The following is a 24,466-nucleotide window of genomic DNA, read 5'->3' on the forward strand; positions in this document are numbered from 1 at the left end:
TATCGCATGTTAGCAAGTGTTTTTAGTAAATCAAGGCCGGTAAATTATGTAATCATAGCCGTAGCCTTGCTTGTATGCTATTTTTTATACATTTTTAAAGATGATTACTGGGCAGGGTACTTTTACCTGATAGTCCAAAAAATAGGGCTTTTACTGCTGTTGGCGGGTTCACTTTTCCTCGCCAATTTCATTACCCGGCGCAATGCGCTCAGTAAGGCAAATACCTATGCCATGTTCCTGTTTATGCTGTTTTTGGTGCTCTTCCCAACAATATTGGTAAATACCAACATTATCATATCTAACTTTTTACTGCTGCTGGCATTGCGCAGGCTCATATCGCTGCAGTCCCTTATTACCCCAAAGGAAAAGATCTTCGACGCATCCTTCTGGATATTCATGGCAGCGCTGTTCCATTTTTGGGCCATATTGTTTATCGTGTTGGTTTTCATCTCAATAATCTTCCACGTGTCTCGCGATTACCGCAACTGGGTTATTCCGTTCATTGCATTTTTGCAGTGGCGGTTATCTATTTTATGGTGGCTATATCTCCGGGTATGCACTTGCTCAAAACCATGCAGGAGCAGATAGCTGTAAGTTTTGACTTTACTTATTTTGAGAACATTTACCAAAACATCGGGCTTGCGGTATTTAGCGCCATTGCTGTGCTTTTTGCGTTTATGGAAGTGGTTTCATTATCTAACAAGCCGCTTAATATGCAGTCGTCATACAAAAAAATCGTGTTTGCATTTTTTATAGGGGTAGCGGTATATGTGTTGAGCGCAGGCAAGAATAACAGCTTCCTTGCCTTTACTTTTGCACCGCTGGCAGTTATGGGCGCTAACTATCTTGAGAGCCAGGAAAATAAGTGGTTTACAGAGGTTTTTCTCGGTGTGCTAACGCTTATTGTGCTGTTTCTCTTCACCTCACAATTATAATTTACTGCCGTAAGCCAAGTCACCCGCATCGCCCAGCCCTGGGACTATGTACTGCTTTTCATTCAGTTTTTCGTCAAGGGCAGCAATCCACAGATGGCAATTGTCCGGCAAATTTTCTTGCAGGTAAGCCACGCCTTCGGGTGCCGCGATCACTACCGCAATATGTATTTCTTTAGGGGTTTCTGTAGCCATAAGTTTGTTGAAAACTGCCACAAGGCTTTGGCCTGTAGCCAACATGGGGTCAATAAGGATCAGCGTTTTTGCATTAAACGTTGGCGCGGCTTTATACTCCACCTGAATCTCGAAATATTCATCGTTGTTCGGGTGATGGCGGTAGGCAGAGACAAACCCATTCTCGGCATCATCAAAAAAGTTCATGAAACCTGTGTGCAGCGCCAGCCCCGCGCGGAGTATGGAACACAGCACCACACCGTCTTTAATGGCTGTAGTCTCTTTTGTGCCAAGCGGTGTAGTTATGTTTACAGGCTTGTACTCCAGCGACTTGCTTAGCTCATAAGCCATAATTTCGCCAATGCGTTCAATGTTTTTCCGGAAACGCATGCTGTCGCCCTGCACGTTCACATCGCGAATCTGGGCAAGGAAATGGTTGAGGATGCTATTGGTATCTGAAATGTAATGGATGTGCATTGGCAAAGTATTTTGGAAGGATAAAAGTATTAAAACTATATTTGTAAATAAAATCAAACCTATGTTTTCAAGTATTGCGTTCCCTGTTTTTGAGCAAAGCATCAATGATTACCACAAGTATGACTCTGTAGACCAGCCTATTGCCAATCCGTATCCGAAAGATAAGATTGAGCACCTGCTGTATGCAAAAAATTGGGTAGATACCGTGCAATGGCATTATGAAGACATCATACGCGACCCGAACATTGACCCGATCGAGGCTTTAGTGCTAAAGCGTAAAATCGACGCATCAAACCAGGTGCGTACCGATATGGTGGAATATATTGACAGCTATTTTCTCCAGAAATATAAGGATGTACAGCCAAAACCTGACGCAAAGATTAACAGCGAAAGCCCGGCTTGGGCGCTGGACAGGCTTTCAATTTTGGCATTGAAAATCCACCATATGGCTGAGGAAGCGAATCGTGAAGAAGCATCACCGGAACACCGTGCTAAATGCCGGGAAAAACTTAATGTTTTGCTTGAGCAGAAGAAAGATCTTTCAACTGCGATTGACGACTTACTGGCTGATATTGAAGCAGGAGACAAGTTTATGAAGGTGTACAAGCAGATGAAAATGTACAACGACGAAGAGCTGAACCCGGTATTGTACCAGAACAAAAAATAACGGCGATGGCCGGCAAGCACATTTTAGTGATAAGGCTCTCGGCAATGGGCGACGTCGCAATGACGGGTCCCGGTGCTGAGAGCCTTACTTTTACAGCATCCCGGCGTACAAGTGACGGTGCTTTCGCGCGAATTTTACAGGCCGTTTTTTGATGGTATCCCGAATCTTAATTTCGTGGCAGCCGACGTAAAAGGCAGGCACAAAGGCTTTTGGGGGCTGTTCCGGCTGTTTCGTGAACTCAGGAAGCTGAAAATCAATGCAGTGGCAGACCTCCATAATGTGCTGCGGTCAAAAATCATTACCGCATTGTTTAAACTTTCGGGTGTAAAAACCGCAGCAACCGACAAAGCCCGAACTGAGAAAAAGGCTCTGACCCGTACTGAAAATAAAGTGTTTAAACCGCTGAAACCTGTAGTTCAGCGCCATGCCGAGACTTTTGAAAGGCTGGGATTTCCGGTAAAGCTGGACAATCCCCAATTTCCGGAAAAGCCGGAGGTAACACCTGAAATACAAAAACTTACCGGTTCAAAATCCGGTAAATGGATCGGCGTCGCGCCGTTCGCGCAGCATCAGGGAAAAGTATATCCTGCCGATTTGATGAAGGACGTTATTAACGAACTGGCAAGGCATAAGGAGTACAAAATATTTCTTTTTGGTGGAGGAGAGGAAGAAACAATCCAACTCGAAAATTTTGCTAAAGGCTTGCAAAACGTGGTGGTTACGCCGGGCAGATTAAGTTTCAAAGGTGAGTTGAACCTCATTGCAAATCTCGATTTGATGCTGAGCATGGATAGCGGGAATGCCCATATCGCTGCGATGTATGGGGTAAAGACGGTAACAATATGGGGCGCAACGCATCCCTATGCAGGGTTTACACCGTTCCATCAACCTGAAAATCATCTGATTACTGCTGACAGAAATCAATATCCCTTACTGCCGACATCAATTTACGGAAACAAGATTATCCTTGGATATGAAGATGCGATGCGAACGATTACCCCCAAGCAAGTTGTAGATAAAATTTATGATATTATTAACGCGTAGTTTCTTTCGTAAAAATCATTTCTTTATCCTAAACTTGTGAATAGTCGTAGCACATCTTTTAACAACCTCTTAACATTACAATAAATTCTCACCAAAATAATTTTTTTCAGAGAAAAGTGCAATATTAAACTTTTGTTTGTATCTTTGCATTAGAATTTTATATATAATTATCCCACCAATCCGAGTTACATAACGTACGACTATGACCAATGCTTTAATATAAATAATTCACATCAATATTGAAGCTCGTATCAAGATCAGCAAGTACATTCAGATCGATCAACATAAGTCTTATTACCGTTAGAATTTATATAGTAACAACCTCCTTCCGGGCCCTTTATGTAAGGTTTTGCCATTGTGAGTTCCACAGCTGCTTGAATTTGATGAAGAATCATCATCTGATGAAGAGCATCCATAGATTGATATTGTCAACAAAAAGGTAATTAGCAGTATTTGTTTCATGGTGACATAAGTTTTTGTAAAGCAAATCTATGGCATTGAGCATTAAGCGATATAGGTAAAAATACGGTTTTTTAAAAAATGTTAAAAATGGTTGTTTGTGCCTAAATAATATTGCGTTTTTAATGTACTGGTTAAATATGACCAATCCTGCCGGAGGTTATACCACTTGTAAAATCATACAAAAAAGGGCAGTCTCTCGACCACCCAGTATTTTTAAATATTCAGTTAATTAAAACTTGCCCTGAATTCCGTCGGGCTTTGGCTGGTCTTAGCCTTAAACAGTTTGCTGAAGGATTGCGAATGTTCAAACCCCAGCATAAAAGCGATTTCGCTTACAGATAATTCAGTTGTTGACAATTGTTCTTTAGCTTTCCCAATCAATTTTTCATGGATGATTTGCTGCGTAGTCTGCCCTGTGTGCTGCTTCAGCAGGCTGCCAAGGTATTTGGGAGAGATGTTCAGCTTGTTTGCAATGTAGGTAACTGTAGGCAGTCCGTCGGCCATCAGGCTTTCGTTGCTGAAATAGTCTGCCAGTAACTCTTCAAGCTTTCCTAAAACTTTGCTGTTTGATATTTTCCTGGTGATGAACTGCCGCTCATAAAACCGCTGGGCATAGGCAAACAGCACTTCCAGGTGGGCTATCATCACTTCCTGGCTAAATTTGTCAATGTTTGTATTGTTTTCCTGCCTGATGTTTTCAATAATGCCATTGATGATATTTTCTTCCTTATCTGAAAGAAAAAGCGCTTCATTGGCCGCATACCCGAAATATTCGTACTGCTTAATTTTTTTGGCGAGCGGTGTATTCCACAAAAAGTCAGGGTGAATGAAAAGCATCCAGCCTTCAAGCCTATCAGGCACACCACCCTCTTCGCCGCGCAGTATTTGGCCCGGTGCCATAAAAGCCATCAATCCTTCGTCAAAATCATATTTCTGCTGGCCATAAATCAGTTTGTCACAGCCGCGCTTCATTGAAATTACATAAAAGTCAAAGATAACAGCATTAATATCGGGGTGATTCTGCAGCCCTTTCAGGTCGATAATACCGATAAGCGGGTGCTGCGGCTTAGGCAGGTCCATCAGCCGGTGCACTTCAGCAATAGATTTTATACGGTATGGTGTTGTGTTTGCCATAGTGCAAGTTACTTAAAATTAAACGGATATTTGAGCCAGATGAGTATAAGTGGTACGGCAAGGAACGGAATTTCGATAAGGGCAGTGCGTACATCACCCGCCCGTAATGACAGCGCCATGATAAGCAAAATGGTAATTGCGCTGATGATGTTGCCAATAAAGAACGTTCTCGGGAAATGCAGCAGCAGCCCTGTAATGATGGAGAGCCCGCCCACAAAAGGCGCCATGCTGCGGGTAATGCCCAGGTTGGCCATAATCTTTGCCTGTTCGGGTGTTGGCGGCTGGAAGGCATCCCAACCGTGCTTCAGGCTCAAAGCCACCGAAGCCAGAAGCAATATTGACGAAATTACAATCTTCATATTAACCGAGTATATAGGTTTCCATTAAATACCCTGCTACAATTGCCGGGGGCAGACCCAGGGCAGCACTTAAAAGGGCTCTTTTTGCCTTGGTTGGAGAATTTTTCCTGTGCTTTAAATACAGGAACAAGCCTACGGGCGGCATAGCGTTTGAAGCGATGAGCCAAAATCTTGATAGATTATCATTTGTATTTTTCATATTAATAGTTTTATTGTTTTACACGCTTCCATTTAAATGTTTTACCCATGATGGGAATACCCTTGTAACCGCGGGTTTCAAGGCTGTTAAGGCTGGTGAGTTTACCTTTTATGCTGTAAGTATTGCCGTCTTGCACACTATAGAGACTACCGTCAATATATTCGCCGTCCTTATACACAAGGTTTGTAATGTGTACCAGACCCTGCCGCGGCCTGTTCCGGAACTTTTTGTCGGGATTTTCAGTATCTTTTTTAGATGTTTTGCCGTCGGCTTCAAACATATCTTTAGCCCATAGCAGCCTGCCGGAAAAAGTGTCGCCTGATTTGAAAATTTCTATCTTGTAGTCATCACATTGCCAGGTGCCGACAATCATGTCTGCAGGAATTTTTTGTCCGAATGCCGTAAAAGAGAGTATTAATATCACGGCTGCTAAAAATGGTTTTTTTCATTGTTGAGGTTTTAATGATTGATATTGAGTTGCCTTAAAATTTTTAAATTCCCTGTGCCCGAATTTTATCAGCATACCCGGCAGCAACCTGCTCACAAGTTTTATTATGCTTACAGCAAATGGTTTCAGCTCCGGCTTATTGTTGCGCAATGCTTTCAGCGCGGTGGCTACCATTTTGTCGGCATCCATCATCATTCGCGGATTGGGTTTAACTGCCCAGTCATTTTGAAGGTTGGTATTCACCCCGGGCGGAATCATCTCAAATACCCTGATGTTGGTATCCTGAAGCTGTAAGCGCAATGCTTGGGTATATGCATGAACCCCGGCTTTACTGGCACTATATATAGGTGCAACACTATATGGCATATAAGCAATGGCTGATGATACGTTTACAATGCCGGCCTCGTTTTGCTTAGCAAGGTGTGGTAGGAATTTGTGTACCATTTGTATTGTACCGGTAAGGTTAGTGCTTATCTCCCTGGTAACATCTTCTATGTCCGATAATGCATCCTGCAAGTCTATAAGCCGCATAAGCCCTGCATTGTTGATGATGAGGTTGAGCTGTGGGAACTGCTGTGTTACCATTGCATAAAGCTGCTCAATATCATCGGGGTTGCTTACATCGCTCTGGAATGTTGCGATTTGTGGGTAAAGCTTCTTGGCTTGGTTAAGGGCACTAAGGTTACGCCCTGTCACAATAATTGTGGCTCCTGTGGCTGTAAGCTGTTTTACAAGCTCAAGGCCCAGGCCGCTGGTTCCGCCTGTAATAAGTACGGTGCTGTTTTGTAGATTCATTTCTCTGATTTTTGATACAGCAAAGTTGCGCCGCAATCAAAAAAGAGATGTAGCCGAAAGTCAGGATGTTGTAGCTGAAATTCGCTAAATAAAAAAGGGTGCCAATCCGGCACCCTTTCAATTTAAATTGTTCAATCTTTCAATTAAAGATTAAACATCATCATAATCCACATAAATATCCGGTGACGTTGGGTGTGCCTGGCAGGTAAGGATGAGGCCCTCGGCAATTTCGCCATCGGTAAGTATCGCATTCTTTTTCATCTCGGCGCTGCCTTTGGTAATGCGGGCCATACAGCTGCTGCAGATTCCGCCCTGGCACGAGTAAGGCGCATCAACTCCCTGTTTCAATGCGGCGTCAAGTATAGTCATGTTCTGCGACATGATAAAGGTGGTCTCCTCATCGTCAACCATCACCGTAATGTTTGTTTGCCCGTCAAGATTTTGTGCAATCGGCTTTTCGGCAATAGGGGTAGAGAACAGCTCGAACTTGATGTTCTTCTCCGGCACATTGCTTTCGCGAAGCACATCATTCACGGTAAGTATCATATCTTCAGGGTCCGCACAGGTAGAATTTTTCAAATTCCTTTTCCTTGTGTTTGTTCTTTATCACAAAATTCACTGTAGAGCGCTCAATACGCCCGAAGATGCTCTCACCGTCACGTGCCTGGCTGTACACAAAATGTACAAACAGGCGGCCTACATACTTCAGTTGGAGGTCGTGCAGCTGCTGGTGGAAAATGGTTTCCTGCGGGTCTTTATTGCCGTACACCAGCACAAAAGTACTCTCGGGCTCACTCTCAAGCACCGACTGCAGTATCGACATTACCGGCGTAATACCACTCCCTGCTGCAAAGGCTCCGTAATTGCGTTGGCGGTCGGGTTTCGGCTCAAAAGTGAAGTTGCCCTCGGGTGTGCCAACTTCCATGGTGTGGCCGGCTGCCAGCTTTTCGTTGGCAAAAACGGAGAACCCGCCATTTTTTACGGCCTTAATAGCCACGCGCAGTTCGCCGCTGTTGGGCGAAGAGCATATAGAATATGCCTTGCGAACCTCCTGGCCTTCAAAAGTTGTCTTTATGTTGATGTATTGCCCGGCCTTGAATTTGTAGTCTTCTTTAAGGGCATCAGGTATTTCAAAGGCTATAGATACCGCGTGGGGTGTCTCGCGCCTTACGTCTTTTATGGTAAGCGTATTAAATGTCGACATTCAAAAATATTTCAGCAAAAATAAGCATTACTTAAGAGTGCATTAAATGGTTTTCACAAAAATTTATACTTAAGATTGTTATGCATAGGAAAATTATGTATAGATTTGTGTTATGAAAAATTCGCAACTATATAAAGGCAGCCTTAATACCATCATCATGAAACTGCTGGAAGAAAACGGCAGGATGTATGGCTATGAGATTACGCAGAATGTAAAGGCGGCAACCAAAGGAGAGCTTGCCATAACCGAAGGCGCTTTATACCCGGCGCTGCATAAGCTTGAAAGTGAAGGCCTTCTTACCGTTGAAGTAGAGAAAGTAGACAACCGACTGCGTAAATACTACAAGCTTACAGAAGACGGGCATAAGGAAACTGCTAACCGGCTGAGTGAGCTGGAAGAGTTTATAAAGACCATGCAGGGGCTTGTAAAATCAAAAGTAAAACCTGACTTACAATTTTAAGTTATGAAACTGACTGCGAACAACATTAAGTTTATTGACAGGTATCTTGAAAATTCAGGAGTGAAGTATATTGACGTCCGTATGGAAATGACTGACCACATTGCTACTGCGCTTGAAGAAATGGACGGCGATTTTTATGATAATTTTAAGAGTTATATGATAGCTAACAAAAGTCTTTTTCTTACTACTAATAGGAAATTTATCAGGGCTGCAATCGGCACGGCTTTGCGAACCATTGGTCAGCAAATGGTTGGGCCTTGGTTTTTATTGCCTTTTTCACTCATGCTTTGTGTACTCTATTTTATAGGCCCCACTACTGCGGAAGATGTTGAGTGGGCGCAAATGGCTTATATGTTGTGTTTTTTATTGTTCATAGTGTATTATGTTGCGGTAAAGGATGTAAAGAAAAATTTGTTTTCGGCCGCAGACAAAATCTTGTTTTCAGGGTGGCTATTAATTTATATAAGCTTCCATATAGTGATACGTTTGAAAATTAAAGACAATTATAAGATGGTCGTTTATGCCTTCTTCATATCGCTCACTTTTGCTATAGTTACTGCTTTTTATAAGATGATTTCAAAGTACAAAAAACAATATTATGCAGAAGCAACCCCGCAAAATATCGGCTGATGAAATGGAGGCTCTGTTTACCTTCACACGGCAGCACTATGTAGAGTTTTATGACTTGCAGGCAGAGCTGGCCGACCACCTGGCCAATGCCATAGAAGCGCAGTGGGAAGCCGACCCTAACGTATCATTCAGCATAGCACTTGACAGGGAGTTTAAGAAGTTCGGCATCTTCGGATTTACAGATATTGTAGAGAGGAGAAAAGCCCACCTTTCAAAACGTTACCGCCGGATTGCCTGGGGATATTTTAAGGAGTTTTTCACGCTGCCGAAGGTAATGCTTACATTAGCGCTTATAGGGCTATACTGGCTGCTGCTGGTAAAGCTCTCTTACGGCGGTACAATAGCAATGGTTTCGGTAATAATACTGTCGGCAGTTTCACTATACTATGCCATCCGCCAAAACCGTTTCCATGCCCGGAAAGCTAAGATTGAAGGCAAAAGGTGGCTTTTTGAGGAAATGATCTTCAATGCAGGAATGATAACGTTTATTATAACACCACAACTCCTGCTAAGATCATGGGACCTATTCGGAACTGCATTTTCAAACCAGTGGACTGCCCTTGCCTTTGCATCAGCTTTTGTATCATTTACAATCCTGCAATATGTAATGCTCATCCGCATACCAAAGCAGGCACAGGAGCATTTAGAGAAGATATATCCGGAGTATAGGGTAACCTGACATTAGTTATATTTGCTTTCAATCACTGCAACATGATAAGTAAAGCATTTTACCGCAGGCCACTTTTCTACGCTTCATTTATAGTAATTGCAATCGGGGTTTCAGGCCTTTACTCAAATCTTCAGCAAAAAGCCGCTTATGCAAGAAGCACAATTGTATATGCAGGTGTATTGGAGAGACCCAATGATTGTGAAAATCTGACTAAATGGGACAGCTATGCTAAAGTGCGATATCAGGAGAAAGTTTATGTAATGAAAATTACCCGGTCAAATTGCGAAAGCCTAATACAGGACAAGGTAGTTGTGAGATTTGACCATGAAAGCAACAGCCTCTTTTTTCCTGACGAAAAGTTTGTCGGTCAAATAGCCTCTAGTGCAGCAATAGCTTTAATTGGTCTTATCATCGCATTTATAGGATGGAAGAGAATGTAATTACTCGCAAAATTTTGTAACTTTCACCCACAGCCATATACTTATATATATAAACCAAACCAACACACAATGTTCATACGATTTTTAAAGCTGGAGTGGAAGGCTTTTTTACGCTCTTCTTCATTTGGCACCAACATGGTACTTAAAGTATTCATGATTCTCGGCGCGCTATATTTCATTGCCGTGTTTCTTGCACTGGGCTTCGGCGCTTTCTATCTTATCAAAGAGAGCCTTAACCAGGATCCGCTTGTGGTAGTAAATAATTTCCTGATTTATTACCTTATAGTCGATTTGGTAGTTAGGCTTTTCCTGCAGAAGATACCTGTCATAAATATACGCCCGCTGCTTACGCTGCCCATAAAACGCAGCACCATCGTGAACTTTGCCATCGGCAAAAGCATGGCATCATTCTTCAATTACCTGCATGCTTTCTTCTTTATACCGTTTACCATAATATTGATACATGAAGGGTATGACCCGCTTGCTGCCATCTTGTGGCATATAGGCGTGATGGTGCTTATTTACTGCAACAATTTCCTCAATACGCTGCTTAATAACAAAGACTGGCTTTTCGCTGTCTTTCTTGCATTTCTTTTCGGTTTCGGGGCGCTGCAGTATTACAATCTGTTTGACATCACTAAGGTTACTGCTCCCTTCTTCCAGAATCTTTACAGCACTTACCATATGGTGGCCGTACCGGTTATCGCACTGATAGCTTTATGGGTAATCACATTCCGTTACTTTAAGCACAACCTGTACCTTGATACCGGCCTTAAAGGCAAAAGCGAAATTGCCGAGACAAAAGAGTACGCATTTCTTAACCGTTTCGGCACAATGGGTACTTTCCTTAAAAATGACATCAAGCTGATATTGCGCAACAAGCGCTCTAAAACAACGCTGCTCATGAGCTTCCTGTTTTTGTTCTACGGGCTGCTTTTCTTTACCGGAGGCATAGAGGCGTATGACAACCCAGCCATGAAAATGTTTGCCGGCATATTTGTATCGGGCGGGTTCATGTTTGTATTTGGCCAGTTTGTGCCAAGCTGGGACAGTGCCTACTATCCGCTCATGATGAGCCAGAATATACAATACCGCGAGTACATAGCCTCAAAATGGTGGCTTGTAGTGGTGGGCACTGTTGCATCAGCCATACTATCTGCATTTTACTTGTACTTTGGCATAGACACTTACCTAATAATATTGTCGGGAGCTGTTTTCAATATTGGTGTAAACTCACACCTTGTGCTGTTGGGTGGGGCGTTCATAAAAACACCCATAGACCTCGCTTCGAGCAAGCAGGCTTTCGGAGATAAAAAAGCATTCAATATAAAGACCATGCTTATATCGCTGCCTAAAATGCTGCTGCCTATGGGTCTCTATGCTTTAGGGTACTACGGCTTTAAAAGCGCAGAAGTTGGCTACCTGCTGGTTGCGGGCGCGGGAGTGCTGGGTTTTGCTTTCCGTAACGCCGTCTTCAGAAAAATAGAGAAGATATACAAATCAGAGAAGTACTCAACCATAGCGGCCTATAAACAAAAAAGCTAATTGGGGAAATTCCAAATCAAAATTCCAAATTACAATAAAAAATTAAATTCAAATTACAACAATCACAACCATACCATGATACAAGTACAAGACCTACGCAAAACATATAACGGCACAACGGTGCTGCACATTGGCAACCTCGAAATTAAAAAAGGTGAAAGCTTTGGCCTGGTGGGCAATAACGGGGCGGGTAAGACCACGTTCTTCAGCCTGTTGCTTGACCTGATTGAACCATCGGCGGGACACATTACCTCAAATGGAGTGAAGATCAATGAAAGCGAAGCATGGAAACCTTTCACCTCTGCTTTTCTTGATGAGACATTCCTTATAGGTTATCTCACTCCGGAAGAGTATTTTTACTTCATCGGCGAACTTCGCGGCCAGAGCAAGGCTGATGTTGATGCGCTGTTGGCAAAACATGCAGACTTTTTCAATAACGAAATATTAAACAGCAAAAAGTACATTCGCGACTTTTCAAAAGGGAACCAGAAAAAGGTGGGCATCATCGCTACGCTTATCGGCAACCCTGAAGTTATCATCCTTGATGAGCCATTCGCTAACCTTGACCCGACAACACAGTTCCGCCTAAAGAAAATCCTTCGCGAGCTGGCTGATGATAAGGATGTTACCATACTGGTATCAAGCCATGACCTGCTGCACACGACTGAGGTGAGTGACCGTATTGTGGCCCTGCAAAAAGGGCAGGTAGTGAAAGACCTGCAAACATCTCCTGAAACGCTTAAGGAATTAGAAGAGTTTTTTGCTGTGTAGTGTCTTCATTCTACGCTAATCAGATATTAATGGATTACCAAAAAATATTGCATGTTTCGGAAGATAGACTAAGATCAAAATTTCCCGAGATTGTTGATGGCATAAAGGATTGTATCATAAGCGGTTCTACCGGCGGTGAAATAATTTTTAATGTTGGAGGATATCTTAGTGATTTAAAGTTTAATAATCCTGAAGCATATGTAACAATCGAAAAGGAAATTAGTTCTTATCTAAAGATGTGTAAGGAAAACGGAATCTTTTTTAAATAAATGATATGCCACTAACTCCATAATACCCATATCCGCGCTAGTCCTTTCGAATAGTTTATATTGAAATATTAAAATCCCCTAAATCTTACCCACTTTTCAAAAAGAAACGTATTTTTACCCTCTGCTATACTAAAAAAAGCTTTTAGCAGTTAAGAGATACAAATTGCTTTTACATTGAAAACCAGCGGATTTAAATATATAATTGTCGCCGGGGCTGCTGCCTTTGCGATAGCGTGTTCTACAAAGAAAGACTCGTTTGTAAACCGTAACTGGCATGCTGTTAATACAGAATACAACGTGTTGTACAACGGCGAACTGGCACTTGATGCGGGCCTTGTGGAGCTTAAGAAAACCTACAACGACAATTACTGGGAGATACTGCCAACAGAGCGCATGCAGCTTACCGAAGAGCAGATGGGCCCTACTGATGCCAAGAACCCTAACTTTGAGCGCAGCGAGACTAAAGCTACCAAGGCCATCCAGAAACACTCTATGAACATCGGCAACATGGAGCGCAACCCGCAGATGGACGAGGCGCACCTGCTGCTAGGCAAAACGCGTTATTATGACAACCGTTTTATACCCGCGCTTGAGGCTTTTAACTACATATTGTACAAGCACCCGCACAGTGATAAAATTTACGAAGCCAAGGTTTGGCGCGAGAAAACCAATCTTCGGCTGGAGAATGAGGGCATTGCTATAAAAAACCTGAAAATCCTCATTAAAGAAAAAGAGCTTGAAGACCAGGTAAATGCTGATGCAAATGCCACACTGGCTCAGGCATATATCGCTACCGAGTCGCTTGACAGCGCTGTGGCTCCGCTTAAAAAAGCGATAGACCTCACAAAAGAAAATGAAGAGCGTGCCCGTTACCGTTTCATTCTGGGGCAGGTATATGATAAGCTCAATCACAAAGACAGTGCCTATGCATCGTACCAAAGCGTGATTGATATGAACCGCAAGTCGCCGCGCAGGTATGTTATACAGGCACATGCAGCACAGGCAGGTCAGTTTGACTATACAAAAGGCGACACCCTTGCCTTTATGAAAAAATACCGAGACCTCCTGAAAGACCGTGAGAACAGGCCTTACCTTGATGTGATAAACCATCAGGTAGGGTTATTTTATGATAAGCAGGAAGATGATGCACGTGCCATACAATACTATAATACATCACTCAGGTCGAAGTCGGCAGACAAATACCTTAATGCCAGCAACCACCGTAACATTGCCGAGATTTATTTCAAGCAGGCAAGCTACGTGCTGGCCGGGATGTACTATGACAGCACAATGGTTTTCCTGAACAACCGCACCCGTGAATACAGGCAGATAAAAAAGAAGCGCGATAACCTGGCCGATGTTATAAAATATGAAGCCATCGCCAATACTAACGACAGTATATTGCGCCTGGTTGCCTACAGCGATACAGAGCGCCGTACCTTCTTCGAAAATTATATCGCCAGGCTAAAGGAGGAAGAGGCTAAGGCTAAAGAGCGTGCCGAGCGTCAGGCATCTCAACAGGCTGCAGCCAAAATGGGTGGCGGTATTGAGGCCCCGGACCCGGCATTTCTTGGTGACCAAAAAGCCAGGTCGTTAGATCGCAGTCTGGGAGACCAATCGGGGATGAAACCCAGAACACCTGCACAAGCCCCATCACCCGCAACAACAACGCCTATAACAGGTTCGGCAGGCAACAGCAAGTTTTATTTTTATAACCCATCTACCGTGTCATTCGGGATCATTGAGTTCCAGAAGCGCTGGGGTAAGCGCCCCCCTTACAGATAACTGGCGTTGGGCAGCCGAGCAGCGTAACCGTGGCAGCCAGGCCCAGGATGATACTGGTGATGATACAGCAGCTGCCGGGGAACGTTCAAAAGGTGAAGAAGATAAAGTTGATGCACGGTACATGCCGGAGTTTTATATAAGCCAGCTGCCTACATCACAAAATGTGATAGACAGCCTGGCCAAAGACCGAAATTTTGCTTACTATCAGCTTGGTACTATCTATCATGAAAAGTTCAGCGAGCACCAGCGTGCTGCAGATAAGCTTGAGAAGCTGCTGACCAATAATCCTGAAGAACGACTGATATTGCCGTCATACTACAATCTCTATAAGATTTACCAGATTATAGACCCGACAAAGGCTGAGGTATATAAAAACAAAGTGTTGACACAATACCCGGACAGCCGTTATGCTGAGATTATCCGCAACCCGGGCAGTGATGCTATTGCACAAGGCACACCAGAGCAGGTATACAGGGCGCTGTTTAAAAAATATGAAAAAGGCGAGCTGCGAGAGATTGTAGCGCAGACCGATACTTACATAGAGAACTACACAGGTGAAGACATTGTATCTAAATTCGAGATGCTAAAGGCCAATATCTCCGGGAGGATGAAAGGTATAGAAGAGTATAAACAGGGTCTGAATTTTGTAGCGCTTAATTACCCTAATAGCCAGGAAGGTAAAGAAGCTGAGGCGTTGTTGAAGACCAACGTTCCGGCAATGGAGAAGGTAACTTTCGGAGCGCCATCAACTACATGGAAAATTATCTTTAAAGTAAAGCCACAGGATGCTAAAAACAAAGTGCTGACAGATAAGCTTCAGAAATTCATTAAAGAAGGGCTGAATAACAGCATTGTTCTTTCACAGGATATATATAGCATGGAAGAAGATTTTATCGTGCTACATGGCTTTAACAGCAAGCTTGCAGCTGTTGATGCGGTAACCATCCTTAAAGACTACAAAGGCTATAAGGTTGCTGAAACACCAATAATTATTTCAACGGAAGACTATAAAGTAGTACAAATCAAGAAAAACCTGCCGCAGTTTCAGGCCATAAAATAAAAGTTATGTTTGAGAAGCCGCAAAAATCATATACCGACCTTTTAGGTAAGACCAACCGTATTGTAGAAGGCACTACTATAAAAGGAGACATCATTTCACAGGCCGATTTCCGCCTTGACGGTGAGCTTATAGGCAACTTCACGACAAAAGGTAAAATAGTTATAGGCCCTGCGGGCAATGTAATTGGCGACATTAAATGCAAGAATGCTGATATTGAGGGGCGCTTCAACGGTAAAATTGAGGTTGCTGAAATTCTTAATGTAAAATCTAAGGCCCATATACACGGCGAGGTGGTAACAGGAAGGTTGTCTGTAGAGCCGGGAGCGGAGTTCAGCGCATCATGCATTATGCGCACGCCTGTAAAACCCATAAAAGGCAATGAGCAGCAACAAGCCGGATAAGAATCCGAACAAATGGCTGGTGCTCATAAGCCTGCCAATACAAATGGGTATAGTGATATTCCTGTTTTCTTGGCTGGGCGGCTGGCTTGATGAAAAATACCCCAATAACAGCAAGATGTATGTAAAGATATTTACCTTGTTGGGTGTTTTCATCGCCTTGTATTATGTGATAAAGCAAGTGCAAAAACTTGATAAAAAATCCTGATGTTAAAAGAATATAGGCCATTATTGGCAACACTACTTGCAGCGCTTGTTTTTTATATTATTAACAAAGCGCTTTTTTTAATACCTGAACTTTCTTTGTACTACGAGACTTACCATTATTCTCTTGAAGTATTGTTTGCGTTTTTTACATGCTGTTCATTGCTTATCGTGTTCCTGCTCACCAGGATACATAAATTGATGCCCGATAATACCGGTTATGCCTTTCTGGCTGCAACAACCATAAAAATGGGATTCTGTTTTTTTATGCTTAGGCCAATACTTTCAGCCACTGAAAATGTGAAGTTTGAAAAGGCCAATTTCTTTGCGTTATTTATTCTTTTTTTAGCAACGGAAACTATTGTAACTATAAGATTATTAAATAAAAAACAATAATCAGCCAGTTTAGTGACAATAATTAAAAAAATAATTTTCGCGGCATTGAAATATCAATATTTCATGTACCTTTGCACCAAATTTCAGAACCTTAAAAATTAAGATTGAGGCATGGTGATTTCAAATAGACCGCTTAAATTTATAATGGCAGCTCTTGTTGCCGGCCTTTCTTTTGCAAGTTACGCCAACCCAACCCAGGATACTGTACATCACGATGTTGAAGTGGCTGATGTTGAGAATGTTTCGGTTCATGTTGATGAGCACGGTGCCGCCCTCGACGTAAAGACAAAAAACAAGCAGCACATTCTGCACCACGTTAAGGATTCTCACGATTTTACATTTTTCTCTGATGAGGCTGAGGGCAAACACTATGGTTTCCCGCTTCCGGTTATCCTTTGGGACAATGGTTTGAAAGTTTTCTCTTCAGCTAAATTCCACCATGGTGAGGAAGTTGCTGAGGTTGACGGCAACTACTATGTGCTTAACCACCACGATGGCAAAATATACAAGACAGATGCCAGCGGTAAGTTGAACTATGAAGGCGAAGGCCACGAGCATCCAACCAATGCAAAACCACTTGACTTCTCTATAACTAAGAGTGTGTTAATGATAATGGTAACCGCTTTGCTGATGTTCATCATCTTTAGCGGCCTTGCAAAAACATATCCTAAAAACGGAGGTATCGCTACAGGTTTCGGCCGTTTCTTTGAGCCGCTTGTAATCTATATCCGCGACGAGATTGCTATCCCGAACATCGGCGAGAAGCACTATAAAAAATACATGAGCTACCTGCTTACCATATTCTTCTTTATATGGTTCCTTAACATCTTCGGGCTTACGCCGCTTGGTGTAAACGTAACAGGTAACTTTACGGTAACGGCAGCGCTTGCCATACTTACCTACCTTATTACAACATTTACAGCTAACAAAAATTACTGGGCCCACATTTTCTGGATGCCGGGTGTGCCGTGGCCAATGAGGATAATCCTTGCGCCTATTGAATTGCTTGGTACAATTATTAAGCCGTTCTCATTGATGATACGTCTTTACGCCAACATCTTTGCAGGCCACATTGTATTGATGAGCATCATCGCCCTTATGTTCGTATTTAAAAACTGGATAGGCAGCACGCTTTCTTTCGGGCTTGCGTTTGTACTGTCAATCCTTGAGATATTGGTGGCGTTGTTACAGGCCTATATCTTTACCATGCTTTCAGCCCTTTATTTCGGCGCGGCAAATGAAGAACACCATCATGAAGAGCACCACGAAGGAGCTCATCACTAAAATTAGAATTTTAATTTAATTATATATATTATGCAAATTCCAACAATTGTAGGTGCAGGCCTTATCGTAATCGGTGCCGGTCTTGGTATTGGTAAAATCGGTGGTTCTGCAATGGATGCTATCGCTCGTCAGCCTGAAGCTTCTGGTAAAATCCAGACAGCTATGCTTATTGCAGCAGCACTTATTGAAGGTATCGGTTTCGCGGCTCTTTTCGCTGCTTAATCAAAAAAACAAAACAACAGCTGTAACGGTTGGTTGCCGCTGTTGTTTAATTACAACAATAATTATTTTAATTAAGATATAATGGAGAAGTTAATCAACGATTTCGCTTTCGGCCTGTTTTTCTGGCAGGTAATCATTTTTGTATTGCTTATCATCCTGCTTAAGAAGTTTGCATGGAAACCAATCCTTGACTCAGTTAACACACGTGAGCAGGGCATTAAAGATGCATTGGCGTCGGCTGAGGCTGCACGTAGAGAGATGCACAACCTTCAGGCTGATAACCAAAGAATACTTCAGGAAGCCAGGATGGAAAGGGATACTATGATTAAAGAAGCCCGCGAGATAAAAGAGAAGATGATTGCTGATGCAAAAGCTGAAGCACAGGCTGAAGGCGCGAAAATGATTGAACAGGCTAAAGCCTCAATCAACGCTGAGAAGAATGCGGCAATGGCTGAGCTTAAAGCACAGGTATCAGGCCTTTCTCTTGAAATCGCTGAAAAAATACTTAAGAATGAGCTTTCTAACAGGGAGGCGCAAACCAGCCTTGTAGAGAAAATGCTTGGCGAAGTAAAATTAAACTAATAACGCTATGACAGGTTCAAGAGCAGCAGTACGCTACGCAAAGGCAATCCTGGATATGGCACAGGGGCAGGGCATAGCCGCACAGGTTAATGATGATATGGCGCTTATTGCAGAAACTATCAGCAACAACAGCGAATTGTCTTCATTTGTAAACAGCCCTACAATAAAAGCTGAAACCAAAGAAGCTGCACTAAGCGAAATATTTGCTTCAGCCAGCAATGTTACCAAAGGGCTTTTCCGTCTTTTGCTTGAAAACAAAAGGTTTGATATTCTTAGCCATATCGCTGTTGAATATAAAAACCAGTTTGATGCAATGAATGGTGTTGAGGCTGCTACGGTAACAACAGCTTTCCCTATCACTCCTGAACTTGAAGCGAAGGTGCTTGATAAGATAAAGGAGTTTTCAGACAAGAAGATTACGCTTAAAAATATAGTTGACCCTGAAATAATAGGCGGGTTCATATTAAGGGTGGGCGACAAGCAGTTCAATGCCTCTGTAGCCAAGAGCCTTACAACGTTAAAAAGAGAATTGAGTAATTAGTATTTATCGCACATTAGTGTCTAAATTATAATCAAGATGGCAGAAATTAAGCCTGCTGAAATTTCAGCAATATTAAAGAAACAACTTTCCGGTTTTGAATCGGGCGCTACTTTAGAAGAAGTAGGTACAGTACTGAACGTAGGTGACGGTATTGCCCGTGCTTACGGATTGTCTAACGCGCAATACGGCGAACTTGTTGAGTTTGATAACGGCCTTGAAGGTATCGTTCTTAACCTTGAAGAAGACAACGTTGGTATTGTATTGCTGGGTTCTACGGCAGGTATTAAAGAAGGCTCTACTGTAAAAAGGACACAGCGTATCGCGTCACTTCGCGTAGGTGAGCAGATGGTAGGCCGTGTGGTAGATACTCTTGGTAACCCTATTGACGGCAAAGGCCCAATTGGTGGTGACCTTTATGAGATGCCGCTTGAGCGTAAAGCTCCGGGCGTTATCTTCCGCCAGCCGGTAACCGAGCCGCTCCAAACAGGTATCAAGGCTGTTGACGCGATGATCCCGGTAGGCCGTGGCCAGCGTGAGCTTGTTATTGGTGACCGCCAGACAGGTAAGTCAACTGTTTGTATTGACACCATACTTAATCAGAAAGAATTTTACGATGCAGGCCAGCCTGTATTCTGTATATATGTTGCAGTAGGCCAGAAGGCTTCAACTGTGGCAGGTATCGCCAAGACCCTTGAAGAAAAAGGTGCTCTTGCTTATACCATCATCGTAGCGGCAAACGCATCAGACCCTGCACCGATGCAGGTATACGCTCCGTTTGCAGGTGCTGCAATCGGTGAGTATTTCCGTGACACGGGCCGTCCTGCACTTATCGTGTATGATGACCTTTCTAAGCAGGCAGTTGCCTACCGTGAGGTGTCACTACTACTTCGCCGCCCACCGGGACGTGAAGCTTACCCTGGTGACGTATTCTACCTTCACTCAAGGCTTCTTGAACGTGCAGCGAAAGTTATTGCTGATGACGAGATTGCAAAAAACATGAATGACCTTCCTGAATCACTTAGGCCAATCGTTAAAGGTGGCGGATCGCTAACGGCGCTTCCAATCATCGAGACACAGGCGGGTGACGTTTCTGCATATATCCCGACAAACGTAATTTCGATTACTGACGGACAGATATTCCTTGAATCAGACCTATTTAACTCGGGTGTACGTCCGGCTATCAACGTGGGTATCTCGGTATCGCGTGTAGGTGGTAACGCTCAGATCAAGTCGATGAAGAAAGTTGCCGGTACGCTTAAGCTTGACCAGGCGCAATTCCGTGAGCTTGAAGCGTTTGCTAAGTTTGGTTCAGACCTTGATGCTGTTACGCTAAACGTAATTGAAAAAGGCCGCCGTAACGTAGAGATACTTAAGCAGGCAATTAACGACCCTTACACTGTAGAAGACCAGGTTGCAATCATCTACGCAGGTTCTAAAAACCTGTTGAGGAATGTGCCGGTTAACAAGGTGAAGGAGTTTGAAAAAGACTATATAGATTACCTAAACGCTAAGCACAAAGACACGCTTAACGCCCTCAAGGCAGGTAAATTTACAGACGAGATTACTGACGTGCTTGAGAAAGCAGCAGGTGAAATCGCAGCGAAATATTAATGAAATAATGTAGCAATTGGCCAGTGTAACAATTGGTACATTGGCTAATTGATAAATTTTCACATTACAGAAAAATGGCAAACTTAAAGGAAATACGTAACAGGATTACCTCGGTTTCATCAACCATGCAGATTACCAGTGCCATGAAAATGGTTTCTGCTGCCAAGTTGAAAAAAGCCCAGGACGCCATTACAGCCATGAGGCCGTATGCTGAAAAGCTTACAGAGCTACTACAGAACCTGAGCGCTACACTTGATGGTGATACAGGAGGCAAATTTGCCGAGCAACGCGAAGTAAACCGTGTGCTTATTGTTGCCATCACCTCAAACAGGGGTTTGGCAGGCGCTTTTAACTCTAACGTTATTAAGCAGGTAAGAGTGCTTCAGGAGCAATATGCGGGTAAGCAGGTAGATGTTTTGACTATTGGTAAGAAAGGTAATGACGGTTTGAGGAAATCAGCCAACATTATTGACAACAACAACGGCATTTTTGATGCGCTTACTTTTGAAAATGTTGCTGCTGTTGCTGAAAGTCTGATGCAGAGGTTTGCTGACGGTGAGTATGACAGGATCGAGATTGTGTATAACCACTTTAAGAATGCTGCTACACAAATTGTAAAGACCGAACAGTTTTTACCGCTTGAGCCGATAGCAGCAACAGAGGTTAAGACAACTGTTACTGACTATATTTTTGAGCCTTCAAAAGAAGAGATAGTACTTAGCCTTATACCGCTTTCGCTGAAGACACAGCTGTACAAGGCAGTACGTGATTCATTCGCATCAGAGCATGGCGCGCGTATGACGGCAATGCACAAAGCCACAGACAACGCTACTGAGCTTAGAAACCAGCTTAAGCTTACTTACAACAAAGCCCGACAGGCTGCCATTACAGGCGAAATTCTTGAAATTGTTGGTGGTGCAGAAGCATTGAACAACTAAGCTATTTGCTTATATTTTATAAAAAAGGCTGTCCTGAGAGGGCGGCCTTTTTTGTTATTTAATTTTTATTAAATTTATCCTGAACATTTCATATTTACACCTATGTTATCTCAAGCTGAATTAAAATTAGAGGTTGATAAACACGTTATTTTCACAAACCTATTGCATCAACTTCTTACATCGCTTTTAAATTCTTCTGGAATTAAATATCATGTAATTGAATGTAGAACCAAAACTCTTGATAGTTTATCCGAAAAAACTGAGCGAAAAGAAATTCAAAACTTATCTGATATTACAGATATTTCTGGGCTGAGAATTATATTATATTATCAAGACGATGTTGATAAAGTAGTTGATATGATAAAAAGCAACTTCGTTATTGATGATAAAAATTCTATAAATAAAGCGGATTTGTATAGTTCAAATGAATTTGGCTATTTATCTCTACATTATATTGTATCAATAAATAAAAAGCGGAATATTTTACCTGAATGGGCATTATATAAGAGTCTTAAAAGTGAAATACAAATCAGAACTGTTCTTCAACATTCATGGGCATCGATTTCTCACGAATTGTCATACAAAAAGCAATATGATATTCCAAAAGAACTTCAAAGGAAATTATTCAGATTAGCCGGACTTTTTGAATTAGCGGATGAACAATTTTTGAAAATTAGAGATGAGCATGAAAGTCTTAAAACTCATATTGAAAATGTTGGACAAGCAGATAAAATTGAGAATGAAAAGATTAATTTATTAACTATTTCTTACGTGTTTCAGCCAGGAAAAAAATTAGGAATTTTTAAGGACATTGAATATATAGCACTAACGTCTGGATTTTCAGATAGTACTGAATCGGACATTGATGTAAAAGATGAACAATATTCTGAAATAATTACTCTTAGTAAGATATTGGGATTAAGTACGATTGGAGAGCTTGAGAACAAACTCCAAATAGTCAAACCAAAACTCGAGAATTTTTTCACAGAGTTGATAAATCAAAAATCAGGACGTAATTGGTATGGCGATATTACCTTCTTTGTATCATTGGCACTATTATATTTACTAAATAGTGAACAACTTGAATTATACAAAAAACAGGCTAATCATTGGAGTAAGATGCTTTTTGAAAGAGTTGCAAAGACAGTAGAAAAGCTAAAAGGATAAATTAATTTTAATTTTCTAAATGGGTAGAGCGTAACTTATCGTCATATAACTCTATTAATAATTATCCCTACTTTTGCTACTACTAACTTCATAACCATTTGAGCCAGTTTAAAAACCTCTTTAAGCAGACAGCTATATACGGGCTTGCAACGGTATTGCCGCGTATGCTAAGCTTTTTGCTGGTTCGGCTTTATACTGATTTGCTTCCGGAAGAGGAATACGGCGAGGTATCAATTATCTTTTCATGGATAGTGTTTTTTAATGTTATCCTGGCGTATGGCATGGAAACATCATTCTTCAGGTTTTACAATAAAGATGATTCGGCTAAGGTTACTTCCACGACTACAGTTTCACTTTTTTGGTCTTCTGTTTTATTTCTGGGTGGCGCATTATTGTTCCGTAACTTTTTAGCAGATGCCGCCAACGTAGATGTAGAGTATATCACTTACACCATTTGGATATTAGTACTCGATGCCCTGGTTATCATACCTTTTTCAAAACTCCGTGCCGACGGCAGACCGATGTACTATGCTATCATCAAGATTGGCAACGTAGCCGTAAACCTCGGGCTGAATGTATTCTTCCTGCTTTACCTTCCAAAGCTTGCAGAGGCTTATCCGGGCAGTTTCCTCGCAACCATTTATGTTCGCAATTTCGAAATTGGGTATATCTTTCTTTCAAACCTTATTGCAAGCCTGCTCACGCTCATCATCATGCTGCCGCATTACTTCCGCATCTCCTGGCATATTGATATGAAACTTTGGAAGACTATTATGCGTTACGGACTCCCCATTATGGTAGCCGGCATCGCTTTTGCCATCAATGAAACTTTCGACAGAATTTTACTGGAATGGCTCCTGCCTGCAGATATCGCCAAAGCCGAGGTGGGGGTGTATTCAGCCTGCTACAAACTTGCACTATTTATGGCGCTATATGCCACGGCGTTCAGGCTGGGTATAGAACCATTTTTCTTTAGCCACGCAGGCAATGAGTCGGCTCCCCAAACTTATGCTCTTATCACCAAATATTTTGTAATTTTCGGGTCGGCTATACTCTTAGGAGTTGTAGTCTTTGCCGATATATTAAAACTTATCTTTGTCAATAATTCCGCTTATTGGGACGGTATGAAAGTGGTCCCGCTCATCATCATTGCCAACTTCTTTCTCGGGATATATCACAACCTTTCGGTATGGTACAAGCTGTCCGACAAGACTAAAATCGGCGCATACATTTCAATCATTGGTGCAATCGTAACGCTTGTACTCAATTTCGCTCTAATCCCATACTGGAGTTACATGGGTTCAGCCATTGCAACCATTTCAGCTTATGGGAGCATGATGCTCATTAGTTATTTCCTTGGCAATAAATACTACCATATTCCTTATGATGTAAAAACGATTGGTGGCTATCTGGCGCTGTCTATTGGTTTCAGCCTTATATATTTCTATCTCTTCCGTGAAAATTACTATGTTGGGGGAGCGATGCTGCTGCTTTTCATGCTGTTTTTGTATAAAAATGAAAAAGACACCTTGATGCGCATTGCTCGCAGGAAATAACATTGCAGGTTTGGTAGTTAGCGATAGTATATTGATATTTAC

General features: G+C 42.3%; 29 protein-coding genes and 2 pseudogenes. 24 read left to right on the forward strand and 7 right to left on the reverse strand.

Annotated features, from left to right (window positions below; genetic code table 11):
• Nucleotides 1–6 precede the first annotated feature (6 nt).
• A complete protein-coding gene (locus tag LRS05_RS03090; RefSeq protein WP_257866976.1) occupies nt 7–588 on the forward strand; it encodes a hypothetical protein in 582 nt (193 codons plus the stop codon).
• Nucleotides 573–935: a DUF6427 family protein gene (locus tag LRS05_RS03095; RefSeq protein ID WP_257866977.1), complete on the forward strand. Its 363-nt coding sequence runs from the start codon at nt 573–575 to the stop codon at nt 933–935. Before LRS05_RS03090 ends, LRS05_RS03095 begins: the two co-directional genes overlap by 16 nt.
• Here LRS05_RS03095 and upp read toward each other — a convergent pair.
• Complete coding sequence (gene upp, locus LRS05_RS03100; RefSeq protein WP_257866978.1) at nt 930–1,583, reverse strand: uracil phosphoribosyltransferase; 654 nt, start codon at nt 1,581–1,583, stop codon at nt 930–932. The two genes, LRS05_RS03095 and upp, sit on opposite strands and share 6 nt — an antisense overlap.
• A gap of 61 nt (nt 1,584–1,644) precedes the next feature.
• Between upp and LRS05_RS03105 the strand changes: the two genes are divergently transcribed.
• The gene (locus LRS05_RS03105) at nt 1,645–2,250 is read left to right on the forward strand and encodes a DUF4254 domain-containing protein (protein ID WP_257866979.1); all 606 of its coding nucleotides are present in this window, start codon (nt 1,645–1,647) and stop codon (nt 2,248–2,250) included.
• Between the two features lie 5 nt (nt 2,251–2,255).
• Nucleotides 2,256–3,294 (forward strand): annotated as a pseudogene (locus LRS05_RS03110) (glycosyltransferase family 9 protein).
• Between the two features lie 687 nt (nt 3,295–3,981).
• On the opposite strand, the gene LRS05_RS03115 reads toward LRS05_RS03110, so the two are convergent.
• The 6 genes and pseudogenes from LRS05_RS03115 to LRS05_RS03140 all read right to left on the reverse strand — a co-directional run bounded on the left by LRS05_RS03115 (nt 3,982) and on the right by LRS05_RS03140 (nt 7,895).
• Entirely contained in the window at nt 3,982–4,890 is a 909-nt protein-coding gene (locus tag LRS05_RS03115; protein ID WP_257866980.1) for an AraC family transcriptional regulator, read from the reverse strand.
• An 8-nt stretch (nt 4,891–4,898) separates the two neighbouring features.
• Nucleotides 4,899–5,249: a hypothetical protein gene (locus LRS05_RS03120; RefSeq protein WP_257866981.1), complete on the reverse strand. Its 351-nt coding sequence runs from the start codon at nt 5,247–5,249 to the stop codon at nt 4,899–4,901.
• 1 nt (nt 5,250) lies between these two features.
• The gene (locus LRS05_RS03125) at nt 5,251–5,448 is read right to left on the reverse strand and encodes a hypothetical protein (RefSeq protein ID WP_257866982.1); all 198 of its coding nucleotides are present in this window, start codon (nt 5,446–5,448) and stop codon (nt 5,251–5,253) included.
• A gap of 10 nt (nt 5,449–5,458) precedes the next feature.
• A complete protein-coding gene (locus LRS05_RS03130; RefSeq protein ID WP_257866983.1) occupies nt 5,459–5,872 on the reverse strand; it encodes a DUF2147 domain-containing protein in 414 nt (137 codons plus the stop codon).
• 21 nt (nt 5,873–5,893) lie between these two features.
• Nucleotides 5,894–6,691, reverse strand: coding sequence for an SDR family oxidoreductase (locus LRS05_RS03135; protein WP_257866984.1), 798 nt, complete (start codon nt 6,689–6,691; stop codon nt 5,894–5,896).
• 150 nt (nt 6,692–6,841) lie between these two features.
• Nucleotides 6,842–7,895: pseudogene (locus tag LRS05_RS03140) on the reverse strand (2Fe-2S iron-sulfur cluster-binding protein).
• A 112-nt stretch (nt 7,896–8,007) separates the two neighbouring features.
• Here LRS05_RS03140 and LRS05_RS03145 point away from each other — a divergent pair.
• The 20 genes from LRS05_RS03145 (at nt 8,008) to LRS05_RS03240 (ending at nt 24,424) form a co-directional block, all read left to right on the forward strand.
• Entirely contained in the window at nt 8,008–8,355 is a 348-nt protein-coding gene (locus LRS05_RS03145) for a PadR family transcriptional regulator (RefSeq protein ID WP_257866985.1), read from the forward strand.
• 3 nt (nt 8,356–8,358) lie between these two features.
• Nucleotides 8,359–8,985 (forward strand): hypothetical protein, encoded by a 627-nt coding sequence (locus tag LRS05_RS03150; RefSeq protein ID WP_257866986.1) that lies wholly within the window; start codon nt 8,359–8,361, stop codon nt 8,983–8,985.
• Nucleotides 8,954–9,664 carry a hypothetical protein gene (locus LRS05_RS03155; RefSeq protein WP_257866987.1) on the forward strand — a complete coding sequence of 237 codons (711 nt, stop codon included), beginning with the start codon at nt 8,954–8,956 and terminating at the stop codon, nt 9,662–9,664. Before LRS05_RS03150 ends, LRS05_RS03155 begins: the two co-directional genes overlap by 32 nt.
• Nucleotides 9,665–9,696: 32 nt before the next feature.
• Nucleotides 9,697–10,095, forward strand: coding sequence for a hypothetical protein (locus LRS05_RS03160; protein WP_257866988.1), 399 nt, complete (start codon nt 9,697–9,699; stop codon nt 10,093–10,095).
• A gap of 69 nt (nt 10,096–10,164) precedes the next feature.
• Entirely contained in the window at nt 10,165–11,640 is a 1,476-nt protein-coding gene (locus tag LRS05_RS03165; protein ID WP_257866989.1) for a DUF5687 family protein, read from the forward strand.
• 75 nt (nt 11,641–11,715) lie between these two features.
• Nucleotides 11,716–12,411 (forward strand): ABC transporter ATP-binding protein, encoded by a 696-nt coding sequence (locus tag LRS05_RS03170; RefSeq protein ID WP_257866990.1) that lies wholly within the window; start codon nt 11,716–11,718, stop codon nt 12,409–12,411.
• Nucleotides 12,412–12,440: 29 nt separating this feature from the next.
• A complete protein-coding gene (locus tag LRS05_RS03175) occupies nt 12,441–12,680 on the forward strand; it encodes a hypothetical protein (RefSeq protein WP_257866991.1) in 240 nt (79 codons plus the stop codon).
• A gap of 174 nt (nt 12,681–12,854) precedes the next feature.
• Nucleotides 12,855–14,465, forward strand: coding sequence for a hypothetical protein (locus LRS05_RS03180; RefSeq protein ID WP_257866992.1), 1,611 nt, complete (start codon nt 12,855–12,857; stop codon nt 14,463–14,465).
• Complete coding sequence (locus LRS05_RS03185; protein ID WP_257866993.1) at nt 14,422–15,525, forward strand: tol-pal system YbgF family protein; 1,104 nt, start codon at nt 14,422–14,424, stop codon at nt 15,523–15,525. Before LRS05_RS03180 ends, LRS05_RS03185 begins: the two co-directional genes overlap by 44 nt.
• Nucleotides 15,526–15,530: 5 nt before the next feature.
• Nucleotides 15,531–15,926, forward strand: a complete 396-nt coding sequence (locus tag LRS05_RS03190; protein ID WP_257866994.1) for a polymer-forming cytoskeletal protein — start codon at nt 15,531–15,533, stop codon at nt 15,924–15,926.
• A complete protein-coding gene (locus LRS05_RS03195) occupies nt 15,904–16,131 on the forward strand; it encodes an AtpZ/AtpI family protein (protein ID WP_257866995.1) in 228 nt (75 codons plus the stop codon). Before LRS05_RS03190 ends, LRS05_RS03195 begins: the two co-directional genes overlap by 23 nt.
• On the forward strand, nt 16,131–16,523 hold the full coding sequence (locus LRS05_RS03200; protein WP_257866996.1) for a hypothetical protein: 393 nt from the start codon (nt 16,131–16,133) through the stop codon (nt 16,521–16,523). The genes LRS05_RS03195 and LRS05_RS03200 overlap by 1 nt, the downstream gene beginning before the upstream one ends.
• Before the next feature lie 111 nt (nt 16,524–16,634).
• A complete protein-coding gene (gene atpB, locus LRS05_RS03205; RefSeq protein ID WP_257866997.1) occupies nt 16,635–17,807 on the forward strand; it encodes a F0F1 ATP synthase subunit A in 1,173 nt (390 codons plus the stop codon).
• A gap of 30 nt (nt 17,808–17,837) precedes the next feature.
• Nucleotides 17,838–18,029, forward strand: coding sequence for an ATP synthase F0 subunit C (gene atpE, locus LRS05_RS03210; protein ID WP_008255642.1), 192 nt, complete (start codon nt 17,838–17,840; stop codon nt 18,027–18,029).
• A gap of 81 nt (nt 18,030–18,110) precedes the next feature.
• On the forward strand, nt 18,111–18,611 hold the full coding sequence (locus LRS05_RS03215; RefSeq protein WP_257866998.1) for a F0F1 ATP synthase subunit B: 501 nt from the start codon (nt 18,111–18,113) through the stop codon (nt 18,609–18,611).
• Nucleotides 18,612–18,618: 7 nt separating this feature from the next.
• Nucleotides 18,619–19,152 (forward strand): ATP synthase F1 subunit delta, encoded by a 534-nt coding sequence (atpH, locus tag LRS05_RS03220; RefSeq protein ID WP_257866999.1) that lies wholly within the window; start codon nt 18,619–18,621, stop codon nt 19,150–19,152.
• 36 nt (nt 19,153–19,188) lie between these two features.
• Complete coding sequence (gene atpA / locus LRS05_RS03225; protein WP_257867000.1) at nt 19,189–20,763, forward strand: F0F1 ATP synthase subunit alpha; 1,575 nt, start codon at nt 19,189–19,191, stop codon at nt 20,761–20,763.
• A gap of 74 nt (nt 20,764–20,837) precedes the next feature.
• On the forward strand, nt 20,838–21,701 hold the full coding sequence (gene atpG / locus LRS05_RS03230) for an ATP synthase F1 subunit gamma (protein WP_257867001.1): 864 nt from the start codon (nt 20,838–20,840) through the stop codon (nt 21,699–21,701).
• A gap of 102 nt (nt 21,702–21,803) precedes the next feature.
• Complete coding sequence (locus LRS05_RS03235; RefSeq protein WP_257867002.1) at nt 21,804–22,868, forward strand: GTP pyrophosphokinase family protein; 1,065 nt, start codon at nt 21,804–21,806, stop codon at nt 22,866–22,868.
• A 98-nt stretch (nt 22,869–22,966) separates the two neighbouring features.
• Nucleotides 22,967–24,424 (forward strand): lipopolysaccharide biosynthesis protein, encoded by a 1,458-nt coding sequence (locus LRS05_RS03240; RefSeq protein WP_257867003.1) that lies wholly within the window; start codon nt 22,967–22,969, stop codon nt 24,422–24,424.
• Nucleotides 24,425–24,466 lie beyond the last annotated feature (42 nt).

The sequence above is a fragment of the Flavobacterium sp. J372 genome, from assembly GCF_024699965.1.
In the GTDB taxonomy this organism is placed as follows: Bacteria; Bacteroidota; Bacteroidia; order Flavobacteriales; family Flavobacteriaceae; genus Flavobacterium.

Coding starts and splice junctions, on each gene's coding strand:
- LRS05_RS03090 (WP_257866976.1), top strand. CDS start 7: ATGTTAGCAAGTGTTTTTAGTAAATCAAGGCCGGTAAATTATGTAATC.
- LRS05_RS03095 (WP_257866977.1), top strand. CDS start 573: ATGCAGGAGCAGATAGCTGTAAGTTTTGACTTTACTTATTTTGAGAAC.
- upp (WP_257866978.1), bottom strand. CDS start 1,583: ATGCACATCCATTACATTTCAGATACCAATAGCATCCTCAACCATTTC.
- LRS05_RS03105 (WP_257866979.1), top strand. CDS start 1,645: ATGTTTTCAAGTATTGCGTTCCCTGTTTTTGAGCAAAGCATCAATGAT.
- LRS05_RS03115 (WP_257866980.1), bottom strand. CDS start 4,890: ATGGCAAACACAACACCATACCGTATAAAATCTATTGCTGAAGTGCAC.
- LRS05_RS03120 (WP_257866981.1), bottom strand. CDS start 5,249: ATGAAGATTGTAATTTCGTCAATATTGCTTCTGGCTTCGGTGGCTTTG.
- LRS05_RS03125 (WP_257866982.1), bottom strand. CDS start 5,448: ATGAAAAATACAAATGATAATCTATCAAGATTTTGGCTCATCGCTTCA.
- LRS05_RS03135 (WP_257866984.1), bottom strand. CDS start 6,691: ATGAATCTACAAAACAGCACCGTACTTATTACAGGCGGAACCAGCGGC.
- LRS05_RS03145 (WP_257866985.1), top strand. CDS start 8,008: ATGAAAAATTCGCAACTATATAAAGGCAGCCTTAATACCATCATCATG.
- LRS05_RS03150 (WP_257866986.1), top strand. CDS start 8,359: ATGAAACTGACTGCGAACAACATTAAGTTTATTGACAGGTATCTTGAA.
- LRS05_RS03155 (WP_257866987.1), top strand. CDS start 8,954: ATGCAGAAGCAACCCCGCAAAATATCGGCTGATGAAATGGAGGCTCTG.
- LRS05_RS03160 (WP_257866988.1), top strand. CDS start 9,697: ATGATAAGTAAAGCATTTTACCGCAGGCCACTTTTCTACGCTTCATTT.
- LRS05_RS03165 (WP_257866989.1), top strand. CDS start 10,165: ATGTTCATACGATTTTTAAAGCTGGAGTGGAAGGCTTTTTTACGCTCT.
- LRS05_RS03170 (WP_257866990.1), top strand. CDS start 11,716: ATGATACAAGTACAAGACCTACGCAAAACATATAACGGCACAACGGTG.
- LRS05_RS03175 (WP_257866991.1), top strand. CDS start 12,441: ATGGATTACCAAAAAATATTGCATGTTTCGGAAGATAGACTAAGATCA.
- LRS05_RS03190 (WP_257866994.1), top strand. CDS start 15,531: ATGTTTGAGAAGCCGCAAAAATCATATACCGACCTTTTAGGTAAGACC.
- LRS05_RS03195 (WP_257866995.1), top strand. CDS start 15,904: ATGAGCAGCAACAAGCCGGATAAGAATCCGAACAAATGGCTGGTGCTC.
- LRS05_RS03200 (WP_257866996.1), top strand. CDS start 16,131: ATGTTAAAAGAATATAGGCCATTATTGGCAACACTACTTGCAGCGCTT.
- atpB (WP_257866997.1), top strand. CDS start 16,635: ATGGTGATTTCAAATAGACCGCTTAAATTTATAATGGCAGCTCTTGTT.
- atpE (WP_008255642.1), top strand. CDS start 17,838: ATGCAAATTCCAACAATTGTAGGTGCAGGCCTTATCGTAATCGGTGCC.
- LRS05_RS03215 (WP_257866998.1), top strand. CDS start 18,111: ATGGAGAAGTTAATCAACGATTTCGCTTTCGGCCTGTTTTTCTGGCAG.
- atpH (WP_257866999.1), top strand. CDS start 18,619: ATGACAGGTTCAAGAGCAGCAGTACGCTACGCAAAGGCAATCCTGGAT.
- atpA (WP_257867000.1), top strand. CDS start 19,189: ATGGCAGAAATTAAGCCTGCTGAAATTTCAGCAATATTAAAGAAACAA.
- atpG (WP_257867001.1), top strand. CDS start 20,838: ATGGCAAACTTAAAGGAAATACGTAACAGGATTACCTCGGTTTCATCA.
- LRS05_RS03235 (WP_257867002.1), top strand. CDS start 21,804: ATGTTATCTCAAGCTGAATTAAAATTAGAGGTTGATAAACACGTTATT.